The sequence below is a fragment of the Sphingomonas oleivorans genome, from assembly GCF_003050615.1.
Lineage (GTDB): Bacteria > Pseudomonadota > Alphaproteobacteria > Sphingomonadales > Sphingomonadaceae > Sphingomonas_H > Sphingomonas_H oleivorans.
Map to the genome: position 1 here is coordinate 282,483 of NZ_NWBU01000007.1, position 17,825 is coordinate 300,307.

A 17,825-nucleotide genomic window follows, 5' to 3' on the forward strand; every position below is an offset into this window, starting at 1 on the left:
GTGCCCCGATAGCTCAGCAGGACAGAGCAACGGTTTCCTAAACCGCAGGTCGGGAGTTCGAGTCTCTCTCGGGGCACCATCTTGCGGATGCTATTCGCCCCGGCTGGGGGGAAACGCCCGATTTAGGCAGGGCATGTTTTTCTAGGCGGCGAAGGGCCGTTTCCGCCGCCGCCGCCGGTTGCGCAAGCGCGGCGCTCTATTTATGGCGTCCGCCGCAGGGGTCGCCATGCCCATTTTCCAACAGATCGAGGCTATTTTGATGACTGATGCTGCCAACCCTGTCGCCGGGCTCGAGCCTTCGGCCAGCCTGTCGGTGGAGAAGGTCCTGTCGGTTCGTCACTGGAACGAGCATCTGTTCAGCTTTACCATCACGCGCCCGGCGAGCTTCCGCTTCCGTTCCGGCGAATTTGTGATGATCGGCCTGCAGGGCGAGAAGAAGCCGCTGCTGCGCGCTTATTCGATCGCCAGCCCGGCCTATGCCGAGGAGCTGGAATTTCTGTCGATCAAGGTGCCGGACGGTCCGCTGACCTCGCGCCTGCAGAAGATCCAGCCGGGCGACGACATCTATCTCGGCCGCAAGCCGACCGGAACGCTGGTGGCCGATGCGCTGCTTCCGGGCCGCCGCCTGTTCCTGCTTTCCACGGGCACGGGCCTTGCGCCCTTCATCAGCATCATCCGCGATCCGGATATCTATGACTGCTTCGAGCAGGTGGTGGTGGTGCACAGCGTCCGCCGGGTGAGCGATCTTGCCTATCGCGAGGAGCTGGAAAGCCTGCTCGACGGCGATCCGCTGGTCGACGAGCAGGCCAAGGCGCAGCTCACCTATATCCCGACCGTGACGCGCGAGCCCTTCCGCACCACCGGCCGTATCGAGAAGCTGATGGAGGATGGCACGCTCTTCGCCGGCCGTGTCGCCGAGCCGCATCGCTTCGATCCGGAGCATGACCGGCTGATGCTGTGCGGCAGCATGGCGATGATCAAGGAAACGGCCGAGATGCTCGACAAGCTCGGCTTCACCGAAGGGTCGAACGCCAAGCCCGGCGAATATGTGATCGAGCGCGCCTTCGTCGGCTGATCGTTCTTCCTCTGCCATTCGTCTGACGGGGGTGGATCGGGCGCATAATCTCGCCCTATGGTGCCCTTTCGTTCAGCCCGCCGACAGGCGGCCGGTCCCAGCCTTGCCGGGCGTGGGATCGATGGGCACGGGGGAATGATGAAGACGCTGCAGGCTCTGGCGGATCGCACCGCGGTGCTCTTCCTGGGCGTCGCGGCCGGGGCCGCGATCGGATATTCTTTCGCGAAGGGCGGGGAGCCCGAGCGCGACGTCGTCGTGCTGCAATCGGATGCTGCGCCGTCCGCGCCTGCGACGAAGCCGACCACGCCCGGCGATGTCGCGAACGGAACGCAGCCCTCCGCGCCCCCTCCGCCCGCCATGGCGGCGGCCGAGCCGACTCCGCTCGCGCCCAATCCACCGCCCGGCGAGCAGATCCTCGCGACCGTCAGGGAAGGGCGCTCGATTCGGGTGGGCGTGTTCGGCGACAGTTTCGGCGATGGCGTCTGGTCCGCTCTCTATCGCCTGCTCCCGCGCAGCGAACGCTATGATGTGGTGAAGTTCAGCCAGCAATCGACCGGCTTCACCCGTTACAAGCGGCTCAATCTGGAGGCGCATGATGCCGGGCGCCTGGGGAATGATCCGGTCGATGTAGCGGTGATCTCCTTCGGCGCGAACGACGCTCAGGGCGTCTATGCCGATGGCAGATATGGCGCATTGCTGAGCCCCGCCTGGCAGGAGATTATCGGCGCGCGGATCGATTCCTATGTGGCGATGCTCCGGCGGCATGGTGCGATGGTCTATTGGGTGGGCCTGCCCAAGATGCGCGATGCCAAGTTCGACGCGGACATCACCGGAATGAACGCCTTCTATGCCGATCGCATGCGACGGCTGGGCGTGCCCTTCATCGATGTGCGGCCGATGACGGTGGACGCGGAGGGCCGCTATTCGGCCTATATGACCGACGAGGGGACGGGGGCGCAGAAGCTGCTGCGCGCCAATGACGGCATCCATATGTCGATGAACGGCTATGTGCGGATCAGCAAGGGCCTTGCCGGACAGATACGCGCCTATGTCGATCAGGCGCGGCAATTGGCGGCGACACCCGCCGCGCCGACGTTGGAAACCGCCCAGAAGGTTTCCAGCACCTCATGATCGCCATGCTCGCTGCGGCTGCCGCTGCAGCCGCCACGCCGGGATATTGCGACGAGGCGCTGTGCAATGCGCGCACGCTCGATCCCTATTTCGAAAAGCTCGCGACACAGGCCAATCCTGCGGCAAGACGCGGCAAGCCGGTCCATATCCTGCAGATCGGCGACAGCCATACCGCCGGTGACGCGATCACGGGCGCGTGGCGCGATCTGTTGCAGGCGCGCTATGGCGGGGGCGGGCGCGGCGTGCTGCCGCCGGGCAGGCCCTATGACGGCTTTCTCACGCGCGGCGTGCAGGCGTCCATGTCCGCCGGCTGGAAAGTTTCGGCGACCTTCGGCAACGGCTCCGGCACGCCGCGCCCGCCGCTCGGCCTGTCCGGCTTCAGCCTGACATCGACGGCGGAAGGGGCCAAGATCGGGCTGGTTGCGGATCCGGCGCAGCGCTTCGATCGCTTCGTCGTCTGCGCGGTGGCGCAGCGGAATGCGGGAACGCTCTCGATCCGTGTCGGCAACGAGACAAGCCATATGCGGCTCGCCTCGATCACCACCCGGCCGGAATGCAGGACGATCCGATCGAGCCAGTCTGCGACCGAGGCCCAGATCATAGCCGAAGGCGGGCCTGTCACCATCACCTCGGTGGCGAGCTTCCGCGACGCGGGCGGCGTTGCCCTGTCCAATCTCGGCGTGGTCGGATCGCAGCTCGTCCATTTCTCGCGCACCGACGATGCCGTGCTGGCGGAGGAGCTGCGCGCCTATGATCCCGACCTGATCGTCATCGCCTTCGGCACCAATGAAGGCTTTTCGCCGCACTTCTCGCCCTTTGAATATGAGATTGTGCTGCGCACCCAGATCGGCCGCATCCGCCGGCTAGCGGGGGATGTGCCGATATTGCTGCTGGGCGCGCCCGATGCGAGCAGCCGCAGGCCCGAGATGCGCAACAACGCACCCGGCCCGATCCCGGCGGCCTGTGTCGAACCCCGGCCGGCGCCTTCGCCTCGACCGCTTGCCGTAGCTGCACCTCCGCCTTCGCCGCCTCCCGTGGCGGCGGTCGCGTCCGTCGTGGCGACACCGCGGCCGCCCGTGGAGAATCCCAATGGCATCGCCGCGATGATGGCCGAGCTCGGCCTGGCCGGAGAGGTGACGATCGAGCCCGAGGCGCCGCCGGCGCCATTGCCGGTCATCGCCCCGCCGGCGCCTGTCCTCACGCCCGCTCCTGCGCCCGTATCGCGGGGGCCGATCTTCCCGCCCGCCGGGTTAAAGGCCGCGCGCGACGTGCAGCGCCGGGTGGCGGCGTCGCTCAACCTCGCCTTCTGGGACTGGGAGGCGCGGATGGGCGGTCGCTGCTCCGCCGTCCAGTGGGTGAAGGGCACGCCGGCGCTGATGCGGGGCGACTATGTCCATTTCAATTCGGCCGGGGGCAGGGAGATCGGATCGCGGCTCCAGGCCGATCTCGATCGCGCCGCTGCCCAGACGCGCTGACCCATGCTCTTTCCCACGCTCACCTTCGGCCTGTTCTTCCTCGCCGTCTATTCCGTCACCTGGGCGGTGCGCGGCAGCAATGAATGGCGCAAGATCCTGCTGCTGCTGGCGAGCTGGATCTTCTACGGTGCCTGGGACTGGCGCTTCGTGGCGCTGCTCATCGCATCCGCCATCATCAACTGGGGCTTGGCGGGGCTGATCGCCGGCATGCCGGAGGAGGAGGAAGTCGCACGGCGCAAGGCGCTGCTGATGCTCGGCGTCGTCGCCAATCTCGCCATCCTCGGCTTCTTCAAATATTTCGATTTCTTCCTGGAGCAAGCGGGTGAGCTGCTTGGCGCGATCGGCTTCGCGCGGGACATGCCGCTGTTGCAGATCGTGCTGCCGGTCGGCGTGTCCTTCTTCACCTTCCAGGGCATGAGCTATCTGATCGACGTCTATAAGAAGCGTGTTCCGGCAGCGCCGCTGCTCGACATCACGCTGCTCATGTCCTTCTTCCCGCATCTCGTGGCGGGGCCGATCGTTCGCGCGTCCGACCTCATTCCCCAGTTCCGCGAGACGCCCCGGCTCGATCGGGGGATGGTGGCGATGGGACTGCTGCTGATCGTCTGGGGCCTGTTCAAGAAGGCGGTGATCGCATCCGAACTGTCGGTCGGGCTGGTCGATCCGGTCTTTTTCGATCCCTCGGCCCATTCACAGATGGATCTAATCGTTGCGGCCTATGGCTATGCGATACAGATTTACTGCGACTTTTCGGCCTATAGCGACATGGCGATCGGGCTTGCGGCGCTGCTCGGCTATCATTTCCCGCATAATTTCAACCAGCCCTATCGCGCCGCCTCGCTGCAGGATTTCTGGCGGCGCTGGCATATCAGCCTGTCGAGCTGGCTGCGCGACTATCTCTACATCTCGCTCGGCGGCAGCCGTCGGGGTTTCATGCGGCAATGCGCCAATCTGCTGATGACGATGCTGATCGGCGGCTTCTGGCACGGCGCCAAATGGACCTTTCTGATCTGGGGCGGGCTGCATGGCAGCGTGCTGATGCTCGAGCGCATCTGGGCGCGCTTCCGCCCGGCGGGCTGGCCGACGGTGCCGCGCTGGCTGGGCATATTGATCACTTTCCATATCGTGCTGCTGGGCTGGATATTCTTCCGCGCGGAGACGTTCGACGGCGCCATCTTCTACATCAGGGGCATGGCGGGCAGCGACGCCGCAAGCGCGGTGACGACGCCGCTTGCGCTGGCGCTGATCCTGTTCGGCATGGCGATCCATTTCACGCCGCACCATCTTGCCCAGGGAATCGCGGTCCGGCTGCGCAACATGTCCGCGCCGGCGCTGGGCCTGCTGGTGGGGGCGACGATCCTGATCGTGGATGCGATGCGCTTCGAAGGGGTCGCGCCCTTCATCTATTATCAATTCTAGGGAACAGCGCCTATGGCACCCGCCGATCAGATTGCGCTCAGCGCCGCGGACGAAACGCTTTCTCCCGTCGATCTGCCGGTCGGGGAGGCAGTCGACGCGCATCCGCTGCGTTGGACGAGCGTGACGATCGCAGTCGCCGCCTTGTTCCTGCTGATGACCAATGCAGTGTCGATCCGCGACTGGGCGAACGATTTGACGCCCAGCCCCGCTCAGGCGCGTTTCGCGGCGGCGGCGGAGGAATGGGTGGCGATCACCGACCGGATCGGGCTGGGCGCGCCCCGCGCCACGCTGCATGGGTTATGGAAGAAGGCCCAGGCCGCGCGGTTTGGTGACGAGACAGACGCGCAATAAAATGCCATCCGCGTGAAAAGCGGAAATCCGGACCCGTTACCGGAGCCGGTCAGCCGCTTTCACGGGGATGGCAATCGGATTGGAGCGTCTCGCCTCAGCGATAGAAGATATGATCGCCCAGCGTCACGATGCGCTGACGGGTGCGGAAGAAGGCCGTCGCCTTCTGATAGGCGGCATGATAGTAAAAGGCGCCCGGAACGACATGATCGGCCTGGCCGGTCATCGCCTCGCGCGAGACCTCGAGGGCCGTCCGCCAAAGCGCGGTGTCGCGGCGCGGATTATAGGCCCTGGTGTTGAAGAACTGGCCGGGCTGATGAGCGACGCCGCAGATGGTGTCGGCGAAACGGCCCGATTCCAGGCGATTCATCATAAGCTGCGCCACGGCGAGCTGGCCCTCGCGGGACTGGTTGGCGGCTTCATGATGGACGACCTTGGCCATGCATTCGAGCTCCGCATCGGCCTTTGCGGCGGCGAGCTTCGTCTGGGGCGCGGTCTGGGCAGCCTGATCGGCCTGAATGATCTTGGCGCCTTCGCCCTCGATCATGGCCTGCTTGGCGGCGGCCGGAGAGAAATCGAGGGGAGCGGTGTCTGCGATATCATAAGCGAGAACCGGCGATGTGGCGGACGTGGTCGGCGAGACGTTGGTCGTCTCGGCCGCGAATCCGATGGTCGCGGGGATCGCGACGGCGCCGGCCAGGATCGCAAGGCTGGCAAGCGGCAAGCGGTTGCTGCGCTGCGTGGGGTTCACTCAAGGCTCCATCCTATGCGCGAAGCCTCTTCCCGCGCCCGAAACCCAAACTGAGGGCGCGCTGGAGGCTCTACGACTTGCCGCGTCAGGCGATTCTGATGGTTCCCCGCACGACCGAATTGAGCATCCTACTCTATTTTGCGGCGCATCAAGTCAAATAGCGGACGACGAATCGTTGTCGTAATGAGTTGATCCGAGCCGGGCCTGGGAACCATCATTCCGGCCCAAACGTAGCGCAATCGCTATTCCGCGCCCGAAATATTTGGGAAAATGGGCGGATTCCCGGCCAGTCAAAGGCTTCGCAATTTTTGTCCGCCAAAGCATGGTTCGGTCGTAATGGATTCGCTCGGCAAGGCGATTCGTAGCCTTTTCAGCATGAGCGATTCTCGGTGCTTGGGGGTAGGCGTGAACGATTTCGAGCGGATGGAGCAGGAACGGCTGGCCGGCGCTTTCGAAGTGCTGCGTCGCGATCGGCTGCTCGCCGCGCTGGCGCTGATGGGCGGCATGGGGCTGGCGCTGGCGGCGCCTTTCGCGCTCAGGGCGGGCGCCGAATTCTTCCTGCCTGTCACGGCCGCACTGGTGATTGCGGTCGCGCTCGTGCCGCTTCTGGAATGGCTCGAGCGGCGGCGCGTGCCTTCACGGCTGGCGGCCCTTATCTGCATCGCCCTGTTCCTGACGGTCGCCAATGTGGCGGTGGCGGCGATCATCGTGCCCGCTGCGGACTGGTTCGCGCTGCTGCCCCAGCGGATCAGCCGCATCCAGACCAATCTTTCCCCGCTGATCGAGATTTATTCGAGCCTGGAACGCTTCATCAACGATACGATCAAGACGCTGTCACGATCGCCCGGGTCTGCCTCGCGCATCGTGACGATCGAGACGCCCAATTCGCTGCTCGACATCATCGCGACATCGGCGCCGCATGCGATCATCCAGCTTATCTTCGCCATTCTGGTGGTCTATTTCTTCCTTTCCGGCTGGACGAGGATGCGGCGGCGCACCATCACCAGCCGGGGCACCTTCTCCAGCGCCATGGTCACCGCGCGCGTGATTCAGGACATGGTCGACGCGACATCGGCCTATCTGCTGACGATCACACTGATAAATTGCTGTCTCGGCGCGATCGTGGCGATCGGTATGTGGTTCCTTGGTGTGCCGACGCCGCTGATGTGGGGCGGGATCGTCGCGATCATGAATTATGTGCCCTATCTGGGGCCCGTGGCGGCGGCGCTGCTGCTGGGGCTCGGCGGGCTGATGACCTTCACCGATCCCTGGTATGCCATGACGCCGGCCCTGTTCTTCGTGGGCGTCCACCTGTTCGAGGCGAATGTCGTGACGCCGACGATGATCGGCCGGCGGCTGACGATCAGTCCGCTGTTGATTCTCGTGGCGCTGAGCTTCTGGGGATGGGTGTGGGGCGCTACGGGCGCGCTGCTCGCCGTGCCGCTGCTCATCATCATGAAAACGGTGCTGGTTGCCGCGGGCAAGCCGGACATAGCCGGATTCCTGTTCGAGGAAGGGACGCTGACATCGGTTCATGCGGAGGATTCAACTTCTGATGCATCATTGGGATGAAGGCTGTTGACACCCCTCCGACGCTCCACTAGAGCCCGCCTCCACAACGTCCCAAGCGGGTGTAGCTCAGTTGGTTAGAGCGCCGGCCTGTCACGCCGGAGGTCGCGGGTTCGAGCCCCGTCACTCGCGCCACTCCTTCCATGGAGATGGCGCTTCACGCTGAAATCGCTGGAAAAATAATTAGCGAGCTCAGATCGCCCGGGCGATGTGCACGCGGTTCCGGCCGGCGCGCTTGGCCGCATAGAGCGCCTGATCGGCGCGCTGCAGCACGGCAGAAGCGCTTTCGTCCGGGCCGAGGCCGGCGATGCCGGCCGAAAAGGTCAGCCGGCCCAAAGCCTGTCCCGTCGCCGTGATCTTGAGCTCGCGTGCGGCGAGCGCGGTGCGGATGCGATCGATCTCGGCGCCGGCCGTGATCGCGTCCACCCCTTCGAACAGCAGGACAAATTCTTCGCCGCCATAACGCGCTGCGAACAGCCGGCCGTCGCCATCGCGGGCAAGCGCGGAGGCGACGAATTTGATCACCTCGTCGCCGATCTGATGACCGTAAGTGTCGTTGAACGATTTGAAATGATCGATGTCGCAGATGCAGATGGTGAAGGGGTGCTCCGAACGTTGCGCCGCCTCCGTCGCCGCCATCAGCCGCGCATCGAGCGCACGGCGATTGGGCAGGCCGGTGAGCGGGTCGCGACTGGCGCGGTCCTGCGCTTCGGCCAGGCTTTCCCTGAGCTCACATATTTCGTCCCCGGTGCGGCGCAGATGCTCTTCCACCGTTCGGGTCTTGGCGATCATGGATCGGGTGAGCGCAATCAGCGTGGCGACCGCCTGTTCGGGGGGCGTGCCGGCTTCGAGAGTGGCGGCATTATCCTCCAGTGCGGCGCCATAGGCGCGCACATCGGCGTCCGATCGCTCGATCAGGCTGCTCACCTGCATCAACCTGTCCTGTGCATCGGCGATGATTCGCGCGAGATCGCTCGCCGACAATTCCACGCTACGTTGCGCGATGATGGCGGCCGCGGCGACGGCGGTAAGACCGCCGGCCGCCTCGATCGCCCGGTCGACCAGATGGTTGAAGCTGCTGTCCTCGGCCGCCTGATAGCGATGGGCGAGCGAATAATTGGCCGGCGTGGGCTCAAGGCCATTCTCGAACAGCATCGTACCGATGCGTTCGTAGAGAAGCCGCCAGTCATGCGCGGCGGGCAGAGGTTCGATCATGGACGGATGTTTCCCTCATCAATGTGACGAAGGAAAGCGCTTCCTTGCCAAGATGGACCTATTCGCGCCAGCGCCCCAGTTCCATCCAGCGCAGCAGTGGCTTGAGCGGCAGGATCCAGACGATGCCGGCAACGAGATAGACGGGTGCCTGGACAAGCACCGGCAGCCGCTCGATCCAGGGCGACAGGAGCAGCACGATCGCGGCCCAGACGGCAATCAGCGCCAGGATCATCAGCATGCCCACGGGCTTGCGCCAGCTCGGCTGTGACGGCGTGCCGCTCATTGCCCTATCCATTCCTTCTCGGTGACGATCGCGTGCAGCGGAATGTCCCAGGGATCGCAGGGCAGCGCCGGCATTTCCTGCACCGACCAGGCGAGGCCGATGCGCCGCGCGGCGGGAAGCGATGCGAAGGCGCGATCATAGAAGCCAGCCCCCTGGCCCAGGCGCGCGAGCGTTCGGTCGAAGCCGAGGAGCGGCGTCAGGATCAGGTCGGGCAGCAGTTCGGGCGCATCGTCGCGCGGCTGGCGCAGGCCGAATGGCCCCTCGACCAGCGCATCGCCCGGCCGCCAGCGCAGGAAGCGCATCGGCTCGGTCCGCCGCGTGACATGGGGCAGGGCGGTTTCGAGCCCCTGCGCGGCGGCGGCTTCGAGCGTTGGCAGCGCATCCACTTCGGCGCCATCGGAAAGATAGGCGGAAAGGATGGTCGCTCCGTCGAGCCGCGCCATGATGCGGCCCGCAATATGATGCCGGGCCAGATCGAGATCGCCTGCCTCGCCGAGCATGCGGACATGCGCCGCGCGCCGCGATCGCAGGAGGGTTCTCAGCTCGGACTTGTTCATGGTCGAAGCGGCGCGTTACGCGCGCGGGTGGCGGGACCGCCATGGCCGTTTGCCGGAATATCCTCTGACGCCAACAACGTCAGGTGGGCGCCGTGTAATGCAGACCTGGATCCGCTCAGGGACAGCTCCCATGGATTGTGAATCGCCTCAGGGATGTTCTCATCGGCTCGTACCGGGCAGTGCCCGCCGCCTACCCATCTAGGATGTCGTCGCGCGTCCCTCAAGCCCGTCGGCGAGCGTTTCGAGACGTTCCGCCAGTCGGTCGATCAGATCGGCGACGTCATGATCGCTATAGGCGCCGGCGGGCGGGTTGGCGGCCGCGCTGCGCAGTTCGCTGAGTTCGTCGGCCAGCAGCAATGCTGCAAGCAGCAATTGGCGTGCCTCATTCACCCCGCCGAGCGCCCGTGCGGCCTCGACCGCCTTCGCATCGACGATCCGCGCCAGTTCGCGCAGGCGGGCTTCCTCCCCGTCGCGACAGGATAGTTCGTAATGACGTCCGGCGACGCGCAGATCGACTTGCGCCATCAGCTTTGCCCTTCCGATCCGATCAGTCGATCCAGCCGCTCGATCGTTTCCTGCACATGCTCCTGCAGCAGCTTGTGTCGTTCCTCGAGCAGCGCATAGGATTCGGCCAGCCTGCTCGGGGGTGGAGCCGGAACTGTCGAGGCATAGCTTTCCAGCCGCGTAAGGGCATTTTCGAGCCGCTGAAACGCATCGGCTACGGGATCGTCGATCATCGCCAAAGGCATAGCATGGATCGATAGTGCCGCAACATATGGCGCCCCCTTCGGAGCCTGCCATCGGCCAGCGGGCGGTTGACGCTGCGGCTCCGCCACGACAAATGGGCGCTCGCCGGCGGGTCATTCGACTCGACCGGGGCTGTTCTGTCCGTTTTTTCAAGGCTCCCTGATGTCCGTCGCTCCGAACCTCCTCGCGAACGCCGTCCGGGCGCTTTCGATGGATGCCGTGCAGGCCGCCAATTCCGGCCACCCCGGCATGCCCATGGGCATGGCCGATGTCGCGACCCAGCTTTTCGCGCATTATCTGAAATATGATCCCAAGGCCCCGAAATGGGCCGATCGCGATCGTTTCGTCCTGTCCGCCGGGCATGGATCGATGCTGATCTATGCGCTGCTCCACCTGACCGGATATGAGCGGCCGACGATCGAGGACATCCGCAATTTTCGCCAGCTCGGCAGCCCCTGCGCCGGCCATCCGGAGAATTTCGAGCTCGCCGGGATCGAGGCGACCACCGGGCCGCTGGGTTCGGGCCTTGCCACCGCGGTCGGCATGGCGATCGCGGAACGGCATCTGAACGCGGAGTTCGGTGATGATCTGGTGGATCATCGTACGTGGGTAATCGCCGGGGACGGTTGCCTGATGGAAGGCGTCAACCATGAGGCGGTCGGTCTTGCCGGTCATCTGAAGCTCGGCCGGCTGATCGTGCTGTGGGACGACAACCGCATCACCATCGACGGGCCGACCTCGCTTTCGACCAGCGAGGACGTGCTCGCCCGCTATGCCGCGTCCGGCTGGCAGACCCTCTCCTGCGACGGCCACGACCCCGCCGACATCGCCCGCGCGCTGGAGGAGGCCCAGGCCGATCCGCGCCCCTCGATCGTCGCTTGCAAGACCATCATCGGCTTCGGTGCGCCCAACAAACAGGGCACCTCGGCGACGCACGGATCGCCGCTGGGCCATGACGAGGTGGCGGCGACCCGCCAGGTGCTCAATTGGATGAACGAGGCGTTCGATCTGCCGCAGGAGGTGGTCGAGGGCTGGGGCAAGGCCGGCGTGCGCGGCAAGGCGGTGCGCGAGGCATGGGAGGCGCGGCTCGCCGCATCGCCGCATCGCGCCGAGTTCGAGCGGCGGATGGTCGGCGATCTGCCGGAGAGCTTCTCGCTCGACGCGCATCTGGCCGATCTGATCGCCAATCCGCAGAAGGTCGCGACGCGTCGCGCCTCCGAACTCGCGCTCGAGGCAATCAACGCGCAACTGCCCGAAACGATCGGCGGATCGGCCGACCTGACGGGATCGAACAACACCAAGACCAAGTCGCTCAAGCCCCTGACGGCGGAAGATTATTCGGGCCGCTACATCTATTATGGCATTCGCGAGTTCGGCATGGCGGCCGCGATGAACGGCATGGCGCTGCATGGTGGTGTGATACCCTATGGCGGCACCTTCCTGGTCTTCTCGGACTATTGCCGCCCCGCCATCCGCCTGTCTGCGCTCCAGCGCGCCCGCGTCGTCTATGTGATGACGCATGACTCGATCGGGCTCGGCGAGGACGGCCCGACGCATCAGCCGATCGAGCATCTGATGTCGCTGCGCGTGATGCCCAATCTGGATGTCTATCGGCCGGCCGATGTGGTTGAGACCGCCGAATGCTGGGCGCTGGCGCTGGAGAAGAAGGACGGGCCGTCGCTGCTTGCCTTGTCCCGTCAGAATCTGCCGCAGCTACGTGACAATGCGGATGAAAATCTCAGCGCGAAGGGCGCCTATCGCCTGCGTGCGGCGAAGGCGGAGCGCAAGGTGATCCTGATCGCATCCGGATCCGAGGTGGAGATCGCGCTCGGCGTGGCCGATGCGCTGGAGGCCGAAGGCGTGGGCGCGGATGTGGTGTCCATGCCCTGCTGGTCGCGCTTCGATGCGCAGCCGCGGGCCTATCGCGACGAGATTCTCCCGGACGTGCCGTCGGACCAGATCCTCCGCGTCTCGATCGAGGCGGGGACGACGATGGGCTGGGAACGCTATACGACGCCGCACGGCTTGCGGTTCGGCATTGACGGGTTCGGGGCTTCCGCTCCGGCACCCATGCTCTACGATCATTTCGGGCTGACGGCGCAAAAGATCGCGCCGAAGGTTCTGGCCGCCCTCAAGGGCAATTGAAGGAGAAGGACATGGCGGTGAAGGTTGCGATCAACGGCTTCGGGCGTATCGGACGGCTTGTCGCGCGCGCCATTCTCGCGCGGCCGGACGCTGGTCTCGAGCTGGTGTCGATCAACGACCTTGCGGACGCAAAGTCGAACGCGCTGCTGTTCAAGCGCGACAGCGTTCACGGCACCTATCCGGGTGAGGTCTATGCCGACGGCAATGATCTTGTCGTCGACGGCAAGCGCATCAAGGTGACCGCCGAGCGCGATCCGGCCAATCTGCCGCATGCCGAAAACGGCATCGACATCGCGCTGGAATGCACCGGCTTCTTCACCGACAAGGAATCGGCGTCCAAGCATCTCGCCGCCGGCGCCAAGCGCGTCCTGATTTCGGCCCCGGCCAAGGGCGTCGACCTGACGGTCGTCTACGGCGTCAATCATGACAAGCTGACCGCCGAACATACCGTCGTCTCCAACGCGTCCTGCACCACCAACTGCCTGGCGCCGCTCGCCAAGGTGCTGAACGACACGATCGGCATCGAGCGCGGCCTGATGACCACGATCCACAGCTACACCAACGACCAGAAGATCCTGGACCAGATCCACAGCGACAAGCGCCGCGCGCGTGCCGCCGCCATGTCGTTCATCCCGACGACGACGGGCGCCGCCCGCGCGGTGGGCGAGGTGCTGCCCGAGCTCAAGGGCAAGCTGGACGGTTCGGCCGTGCGCGTGCCTACCCCGAATGTCAGCCTCGTCGACCTGACCTTCACGCCGAAGCGCGACACTTCGGTCGAGGAAGTGAACAAGGTGCTGAAGGATGCGTCGGAGAGCGGTCCGCTGGCCGGCATCCTGGCCTATACCGACGAGCCGCTCGTCTCGATCGACTTCAACCATGATCCGGCGTCTTCGACGGTCGACAGCCTCGAGACGGCGGTGCTGGAAGGCAAGCTCGTCCGCGTCATTTCCTGGTACGACAATGAATGGGGCTTCTCGAACCGGATGGTCGACACCGCCGGCGCGATCGCGAAGCTCATCTGATCATGGGCGTGCCCGCCATCCCGGCACGGGCTGAAACCCCGGCTCCAGCCGGGGTGGCGGGCATATGACCAAGGGCCGGCTGCTCGGTATCGCCCGCAAGGCGCGCCCGCGCGGCGATGTCGAGACGATCGATCATGCGACGATCGGCATCGACACGGGCATCGCCGGCGATTTTCGCGGGACTATCCGGCCGGGCAAGTCGGGCAGGCGGCAGATAACCATCCTCTCAGCGGAGGATTGGAAGGTGGCGACCGCCGGTCTGGGCCTGTCGCTCGACTGGTCGGTGCGCCGGGCGAACCTCCTCGTGGAGGGTATCGCTTTGCCGCGCGTGCCAGGCGCGCGGCTCCGTATCGGATCGGCCGTGCTGGAAATCACCGGCGAATGCGATCCGTGCAGCCGGATGGAAGAAATAGCGACCGGCCTCAAGGCCGTCCTGACACCCGAATGGCGCGGCGGCAGGACCGCCCGGGTGATTGCGGGCGGCAATCTGTGCGTCGGCGACGAGATCAGCATCGAGGAGGCGTGATGAGCAGCTTCAAGACCCTGGACGATATCGGCGACGTGGCCGGCAAGCGCATTCTCGTCCGCGAGGATCTGAACGTGCCGATGGATGGTGCGAGGGTGACGGACGATACGCGCCTCCGCGCCGCCGCGCCGACCTTGTCGGAGCTTTCGGACAAGGGCGCGATCGTGCTGGTGCTGGCGCATTTCGGCCGGCCCAAGGGTGAGCGCAATCCGGACATGTCGCTGGCGCTCGTCACCAAGCCGCTGAGCGAGGTGCTCGGCCGCGAGGTGCGCTTCATCGACGATTGCTGCGGCGCCGAGGCGGAGGCCGCGGTCGCGACGCTCCAGCCGGGCGACATTGCCGTCCTTGAGAATACGCGCTTCCACAAGGGCGAGGAGAAGAATGATCCGGCCCTTGCGGAGGCGATCGCGAAGCTCGGCGATCTTTATGTGAACGACGCCTTCTCCGCCGCGCATCGCGCCCATGTCTCCACCGAGGGCCTTGCCAAGCTGCTCCCGGCCTATGCCGGCCGTTCGATGCAGGCCGAGCTGGAGGCGCTGGAAAAGGCGCTGGGCAATCCCGAGCATCCCGTGGCGGCGGTCGTCGGCGGTGCGAAGGTTTCGACCAAGCTCGACGTGCTCAAGCATCTTGTCGGCCGGGTCGATCATCTGATCATCGGCGGCGGCATGGCCAACACCTTCCTCGCCGCGCGCGGCGTGGATGTGGGCAAGTCGCTGTGCGAGCATGATCTGACCGGCACCGCGCTCGAGATACTCGATGCCGCGGACAAGGCGGATTGCACCGTCCATCTTCCCTATGATGTCGTCGTCGCCAAGGAATTCCGGGCGAACCCGCCGACGCGCACCGTCAATGTGCATGAGGTGGAAGCCGACGAGATGATCCTCGACGTGGGGCCGAATGCGGTCGAGGCGCTGGGCGACGCGCTCAAGACCTGCCGCACGCTCGTCTGGAACGGGCCGCTCGGCGCGTTCGAGATCCCGCCCTTCGACAGCGCGACCGTGGCGCTCGCCCGGACGGCGGCGGCGCTCACCAAGAGCGGCTCGCTCGTGTCGGTCGCGGGCGGCGGCGATACGGTGGCGGCGCTCAACCATGCGGGCGCTGCCGGGGATTTCAGCTTCGTGTCCACCGCCGGCGGCGCATTCCTCGAATGGATGGAAGGCCGCGAACTGCCGGGCGTGAAGGCGCTGGAAGCCTGATCGTCCCTGCCTATACTCGATATTGCATCAGCGAAGAGTTTATAGGGGAGCCCGAACGATGACCTTTACGCCGACCGTCAAGAAGATCCTCGACTATTATGAGAGCGACAATCCCGGTACCAAGGCGAACCTCGCCCGCATCCTGACGCAGGGCAAGCTGGGCGGCACGGGCAAGCTGATCATCCTGCCGGTGGATCAAGGCTTCGAACATGGCCCGGCCCGCAGCTTCGCGGTCAATCCGCCGGCCTATGATCCCCATTATCATTATCAGCTCGCGATCGACGCGGGGCTTTCGGCCTATGCTGCGCCGCTTGGGCCACTCGAAGCCGGTGCCGCCACCTTCGCGGGCCAAATTCCCACGATCCTGAAGGTCAATTCGTCGAACAGCTGGGCAACGTCGATCGACCAGGCGGTGACGGGAACGGTCGACGATGCGCTGCGTCTCGGTTGTGCTGCGATCGGCTTTACCATCTATCCGGGCGCGGATCAGATCTTCGACCAGCTCGAGGAAATCCGCGAAATGTCCGCAGAGGCCAAGGCGGTCGGCATCGCGACGGTGATCTGGTCCTACCCGCGCGGCGGCAACATCTCCAAGGCGGGCGAGCTGGCGCTCGATGTCGGTGCCTATGCGGCGCATATCGCGGCGCTGGCGGGCGCGCATATCATCAAGGTGAAGCTGCCGACCGATCATATCGAGCAGAAGGAAGCCAAGCCCGCTTATGAGGGCAAGGACTGGTCGAGCCAGGCCGAACGGGTCCGCCATGTCGTGCAGGCGAGCTTCAACGGCCGCCGCATCGTCGTCTTCTCGGGCGGCGCAGCCAAGGGCGCCGATGCCGTCTATCAGGATGCGCGCGACATTCGCGACGGCGGCGGCAACGGATCGATCATCGGCCGCAACACTTTCCAGCGCCCGCGCGAGGAAGCGCTCGCCATGCTCGACAAGCTGGTCCGCATCTACAAGGGCGAGGAATGACGATCCGTCCGTCACTCCGGCTTCCGCCGGGGTGACGGACGGATTAGAGGGACGGGCATGACCGACCCCGAATTTGATGAGGACGAGCTTCGCCTCGATCCCGGTTTCGCCGATCGTTTCGAACAGGATGAGCGGCCGCCCTGCCAGCTCTATCTGATCTCGCCGCCCGCGATCGATGCGGGGTTCGCCGATCGTTTGGCCACCGCGCTCGATGCCGGGCCGGTGGCGGCGTTCCAGCTCCGCCTCAAGGGGCTGGACGATCATGCCATCGCCGCGCTCGCCGCGCCGCTGCAACGTATCTGCGCGGATCGCGAGGTGGCTTTCATCATCAATGACAGCATCGGCCTCGCCAAGCGGCTGGGCGCGGACGGGGTGCATCTGGGGCAGGAGGATGGCGATCCGCGCGAGGCGCGGCGCGTGCTGGGCCCGCAGGCGCAGATCGGCGTGACCTGTCATGACAGCCGCCATCTCGCGATGGAGGCGGGGGAAGCGGGCGCGGACTATGTCGCGTTCGGCGCCTTCTATCCGACGACGACCAAGGAGGCGCGCCACCGGCCCGATCCTTCCATTCTCTCCTGGTGGTCCACTTTGTTCGAACTGCCCTGCGTGGCGATCGGCGGGATCACGCCGGACAATGCCCGTCCGCTGATCGATGCCGGCGCGGATTTCCTGGCGGTATGCGGCGCCGTCTGGAATGCGCCCGAAGGCGAGGCTGCGGCCGTCAGGCGCTTCGCCGAGCTGTTTCGCATTTGAGATGCGGCCATCCCGGCCTGGCCGGGATGGCATCCCAATGGCGGGCGTTACCAGCTCCGCACGCGGCCCGTGTCGACATGGACGAAGCCGTCGCGCGGATAATAGCCGACGCCGCCGCGCTGCATCGAAAAGGCCGCGAGCTTGAGGCGATCGAGCGGCACGCCGGGAAGCGCAATGTCCGTCGCCTTGCCCAGCATATGCTGGCTCTTCGTGGCGACGCCGCTATGGCCGCCCCTGCGCGCGCGAAGCGCGGCATTGGTTCGCGGCGAACGATAGCCGGAGATGATGTCGAAGCCCCGCCGCGGATCCACGCCCAGCCTGTCGCGGATCGAGACGAGCAGATCGATCAGGTCGCGGTCCATGTCGATCACGTCGCCCGTCCGCCAGTCGCGCAGGCCATGGTTGATCTCGGCAAGACCTTCCCGATCGAAGCCGTCGGCGCCGAAATAGCGCGCATCCACTTTCTCGTTGTTGTGCACGTTGCGGAAGACGAGGCGGCGCTCGGGGAGGGCCGCGAATGCCTTCGTCGTTCCGATGAGGGAAGTCGCCCCCAGTGCAAAGGCGCCGCCGATCAGCCGGCGGCGGCTGCAATTCATATCGAACATCAATGATCCCGCTCTCAGGAAAGAAAGGCGAAAGT

19 protein-coding genes, 2 tRNA genes and 1 other RNA gene are annotated in these 17,825 nt (G+C 65.4%); 14 read left to right on the forward strand and 8 right to left on the reverse strand.

The genetic code is table 11. From position 1 onward, the window contains the following. Nucleotides 1-2 precede the first annotated feature (2 nt). The 6 genes from CLG96_RS09575 to CLG96_RS09600 all read left to right on the forward strand — a co-directional run bounded on the left by CLG96_RS09575 (nt 3) and on the right by CLG96_RS09600 (nt 5,451). A tRNA-Arg gene (locus CLG96_RS09575) sits at nt 3-79 on the forward strand. A gap of 180 nt (nt 80-259) precedes the next feature. Continuing rightward, entirely contained in the window at nt 260-1,075 is an 816-nt protein-coding gene (locus tag CLG96_RS09580) for a ferredoxin--NADP reductase (RefSeq protein WP_107967704.1), read from the forward strand. Between the two features lie 135 nt (nt 1,076-1,210). Beyond that, nucleotides 1,211-2,206 (forward strand): SGNH/GDSL hydrolase family protein, encoded by a 996-nt coding sequence (locus CLG96_RS09585; RefSeq protein WP_243395720.1) that lies wholly within the window; start codon nt 1,211-1,213, stop codon nt 2,204-2,206. Beyond that, nucleotides 2,203-3,681, forward strand: a complete 1,479-nt coding sequence (locus tag CLG96_RS09590; protein ID WP_107967635.1) for an SGNH/GDSL hydrolase family protein — start codon at nt 2,203-2,205, stop codon at nt 3,679-3,681. Before CLG96_RS09585 ends, CLG96_RS09590 begins: the two co-directional genes overlap by 4 nt. A gap of 3 nt (nt 3,682-3,684) precedes the next feature. Further along, on the forward strand, nt 3,685-5,100 hold the full coding sequence (locus CLG96_RS09595) for an MBOAT family O-acyltransferase (protein ID WP_107967636.1): 1,416 nt from the start codon (nt 3,685-3,687) through the stop codon (nt 5,098-5,100). 12 nt (nt 5,101-5,112) lie between these two features. Continuing rightward, a complete protein-coding gene (locus tag CLG96_RS09600; RefSeq protein ID WP_107967637.1) occupies nt 5,113-5,451 on the forward strand; it encodes a hypothetical protein in 339 nt (112 codons plus the stop codon). A 94-nt stretch (nt 5,452-5,545) separates the two neighbouring features. On the opposite strand, the gene CLG96_RS09605 is transcribed toward CLG96_RS09600, so the two are convergent. Further along, on the reverse strand, nt 5,546-6,199 hold the full coding sequence (locus CLG96_RS09605) for a cell wall hydrolase (protein ID WP_243395721.1): 654 nt from the start codon (nt 6,197-6,199) through the stop codon (nt 5,546-5,548). A gap of 423 nt (nt 6,200-6,622) precedes the next feature. On the opposite strand from CLG96_RS09605, the gene CLG96_RS09610 reads away from it, so the two are divergent. Beyond that, the gene (locus CLG96_RS09610; RefSeq protein ID WP_243395728.1) at nt 6,623-7,771 is read left to right on the forward strand and encodes an AI-2E family transporter; all 1,149 of its coding nucleotides are present in this window, start codon (nt 6,623-6,625) and stop codon (nt 7,769-7,771) included. A gap of 55 nt (nt 7,772-7,826) precedes the next feature. After that, nucleotides 7,827-7,903: transfer RNA gene (locus CLG96_RS09615), tRNA-Asp, on the forward strand. A 57-nt stretch (nt 7,904-7,960) separates the two neighbouring features. On the opposite strand, the gene CLG96_RS09620 is transcribed toward CLG96_RS09615, so the two are convergent. The 6 genes from CLG96_RS09620 to CLG96_RS09640 all read right to left on the reverse strand — a co-directional run bounded on the left by CLG96_RS09620 (nt 7,961) and on the right by CLG96_RS09640 (nt 10,572). Continuing rightward, the gene (locus CLG96_RS09620; protein WP_107967638.1) at nt 7,961-8,983 is read right to left on the reverse strand and encodes a GGDEF domain-containing protein; all 1,023 of its coding nucleotides are present in this window, start codon (nt 8,981-8,983) and stop codon (nt 7,961-7,963) included. 58 nt (nt 8,984-9,041) lie between these two features. Next, nucleotides 9,042-9,266: a DUF2842 domain-containing protein gene (locus CLG96_RS09625; RefSeq protein ID WP_107967639.1), complete on the reverse strand. Its 225-nt coding sequence runs from the start codon at nt 9,264-9,266 to the stop codon at nt 9,042-9,044. Continuing rightward, nucleotides 9,263-9,823, reverse strand: a complete 561-nt coding sequence (locus CLG96_RS09630) for a 5-formyltetrahydrofolate cyclo-ligase (protein WP_107967640.1) — start codon at nt 9,821-9,823, stop codon at nt 9,263-9,265. The genes CLG96_RS09625 and CLG96_RS09630 overlap by 4 nt, the downstream gene beginning before the upstream one ends. A gap of 29 nt (nt 9,824-9,852) precedes the next feature. Further along, nucleotides 9,853-10,009, reverse strand: a non-coding RNA gene (gene ssrS / locus CLG96_RS19455) — 6S RNA. Nucleotides 10,010-10,021: 12 nt separating this feature from the next. Next, on the reverse strand, nt 10,022-10,348 hold the full coding sequence (locus tag CLG96_RS09635) for a cell division protein ZapA (RefSeq protein WP_107967641.1): 327 nt from the start codon (nt 10,346-10,348) through the stop codon (nt 10,022-10,024). Beyond that, on the reverse strand, nt 10,348-10,572 hold the full coding sequence (locus tag CLG96_RS09640; RefSeq protein WP_107967642.1) for a Rossmann-fold NAD(P)-binding domain-containing protein: 225 nt from the start codon (nt 10,570-10,572) through the stop codon (nt 10,348-10,350). Before CLG96_RS09640 ends, CLG96_RS09635 begins: the two co-directional genes overlap by 1 nt. A 160-nt stretch (nt 10,573-10,732) precedes the next feature. Between CLG96_RS09640 and tkt the strand changes: the two genes are divergently transcribed. The 6 genes from tkt to thiE all read left to right on the forward strand — a co-directional run bounded on the left by tkt (nt 10,733) and on the right by thiE (nt 17,185). Beyond that, nucleotides 10,733-12,715 (forward strand): transketolase, encoded by a 1,983-nt coding sequence (gene tkt, locus CLG96_RS09645; protein ID WP_107967643.1) that lies wholly within the window; start codon nt 10,733-10,735, stop codon nt 12,713-12,715. A gap of 11 nt (nt 12,716-12,726) precedes the next feature. After that, nucleotides 12,727-13,737, forward strand: a complete 1,011-nt coding sequence (gene gap, locus CLG96_RS09650; RefSeq protein ID WP_107967708.1) for a type I glyceraldehyde-3-phosphate dehydrogenase — start codon at nt 12,727-12,729, stop codon at nt 13,735-13,737. 64 nt (nt 13,738-13,801) lie between these two features. Next, nucleotides 13,802-14,263 carry an MOSC domain-containing protein gene (locus CLG96_RS09655; protein ID WP_107967644.1) on the forward strand — a complete coding sequence of 154 codons (462 nt, stop codon included), beginning with the start codon at nt 13,802-13,804 and terminating at the stop codon, nt 14,261-14,263. Further along, nucleotides 14,263-15,459, forward strand: a complete 1,197-nt coding sequence (locus CLG96_RS09660) for a phosphoglycerate kinase (protein WP_107967645.1) — start codon at nt 14,263-14,265, stop codon at nt 15,457-15,459. The genes CLG96_RS09655 and CLG96_RS09660 overlap by 1 nt, the downstream gene beginning before the upstream one ends. Nucleotides 15,460-15,517: 58 nt before the next feature. Further along, the gene (locus tag CLG96_RS09665; RefSeq protein WP_107967646.1) at nt 15,518-16,432 is read left to right on the forward strand and encodes a class I fructose-bisphosphate aldolase; all 915 of its coding nucleotides are present in this window, start codon (nt 15,518-15,520) and stop codon (nt 16,430-16,432) included. Nucleotides 16,433-16,489: 57 nt separating this feature from the next. Continuing rightward, nucleotides 16,490-17,185, forward strand: a complete 696-nt coding sequence (thiE, locus tag CLG96_RS09670) for a thiamine phosphate synthase (RefSeq protein WP_107967647.1) — start codon at nt 16,490-16,492, stop codon at nt 17,183-17,185. 47 nt (nt 17,186-17,232) lie between these two features. On the opposite strand, the gene CLG96_RS09675 is transcribed toward thiE, so the two are convergent. Continuing rightward, nucleotides 17,233-17,781 (reverse strand): peptidoglycan L,D-endopeptidase MepK, encoded by a 549-nt coding sequence (locus tag CLG96_RS09675; RefSeq protein WP_107967709.1) that lies wholly within the window; start codon nt 17,779-17,781, stop codon nt 17,233-17,235. Nucleotides 17,782-17,825 lie beyond the last annotated feature (44 nt).

Coding starts and splice junctions, on each gene's coding strand:
- CLG96_RS09580 (WP_107967704.1), top strand. CDS start 260: ATGACTGATGCTGCCAACCCTGTCGCCGGGCTCGAGCCTTCGGCCAGC.
- CLG96_RS09585 (WP_243395720.1), top strand. CDS start 1,211: ATGATGAAGACGCTGCAGGCTCTGGCGGATCGCACCGCGGTGCTCTTC.
- CLG96_RS09590 (WP_107967635.1), top strand. CDS start 2,203: ATGATCGCCATGCTCGCTGCGGCTGCCGCTGCAGCCGCCACGCCGGGA.
- CLG96_RS09595 (WP_107967636.1), top strand. CDS start 3,685: ATGCTCTTTCCCACGCTCACCTTCGGCCTGTTCTTCCTCGCCGTCTAT.
- CLG96_RS09600 (WP_107967637.1), top strand. CDS start 5,113: ATGGCACCCGCCGATCAGATTGCGCTCAGCGCCGCGGACGAAACGCTT.
- CLG96_RS09610 (WP_243395728.1), top strand. CDS start 6,623: ATGGAGCAGGAACGGCTGGCCGGCGCTTTCGAAGTGCTGCGTCGCGAT.
- CLG96_RS09620 (WP_107967638.1), bottom strand. CDS start 8,983: ATGATCGAACCTCTGCCCGCCGCGCATGACTGGCGGCTTCTCTACGAA.
- CLG96_RS09625 (WP_107967639.1), bottom strand. CDS start 9,266: ATGAGCGGCACGCCGTCACAGCCGAGCTGGCGCAAGCCCGTGGGCATG.
- CLG96_RS09630 (WP_107967640.1), bottom strand. CDS start 9,823: ATGAACAAGTCCGAGCTGAGAACCCTCCTGCGATCGCGGCGCGCGGCG.
- CLG96_RS09635 (WP_107967641.1), bottom strand. CDS start 10,348: ATGGCGCAAGTCGATCTGCGCGTCGCCGGACGTCATTACGAACTATCC.
- CLG96_RS09640 (WP_107967642.1), bottom strand. CDS start 10,572: ATGCCTTTGGCGATGATCGACGATCCCGTAGCCGATGCGTTTCAGCGG.
- tkt (WP_107967643.1), top strand. CDS start 10,733: ATGTCCGTCGCTCCGAACCTCCTCGCGAACGCCGTCCGGGCGCTTTCG.
- gap (WP_107967708.1), top strand. CDS start 12,727: ATGGCGGTGAAGGTTGCGATCAACGGCTTCGGGCGTATCGGACGGCTT.
- CLG96_RS09655 (WP_107967644.1), top strand. CDS start 13,802: ATGACCAAGGGCCGGCTGCTCGGTATCGCCCGCAAGGCGCGCCCGCGC.
- CLG96_RS09660 (WP_107967645.1), top strand. CDS start 14,263: ATGAGCAGCTTCAAGACCCTGGACGATATCGGCGACGTGGCCGGCAAG.
- CLG96_RS09665 (WP_107967646.1), top strand. CDS start 15,518: ATGACCTTTACGCCGACCGTCAAGAAGATCCTCGACTATTATGAGAGC.
- thiE (WP_107967647.1), top strand. CDS start 16,490: ATGACCGACCCCGAATTTGATGAGGACGAGCTTCGCCTCGATCCCGGT.
- CLG96_RS09675 (WP_107967709.1), bottom strand. CDS start 17,781: ATGAATTGCAGCCGCCGCCGGCTGATCGGCGGCGCCTTTGCACTGGGG.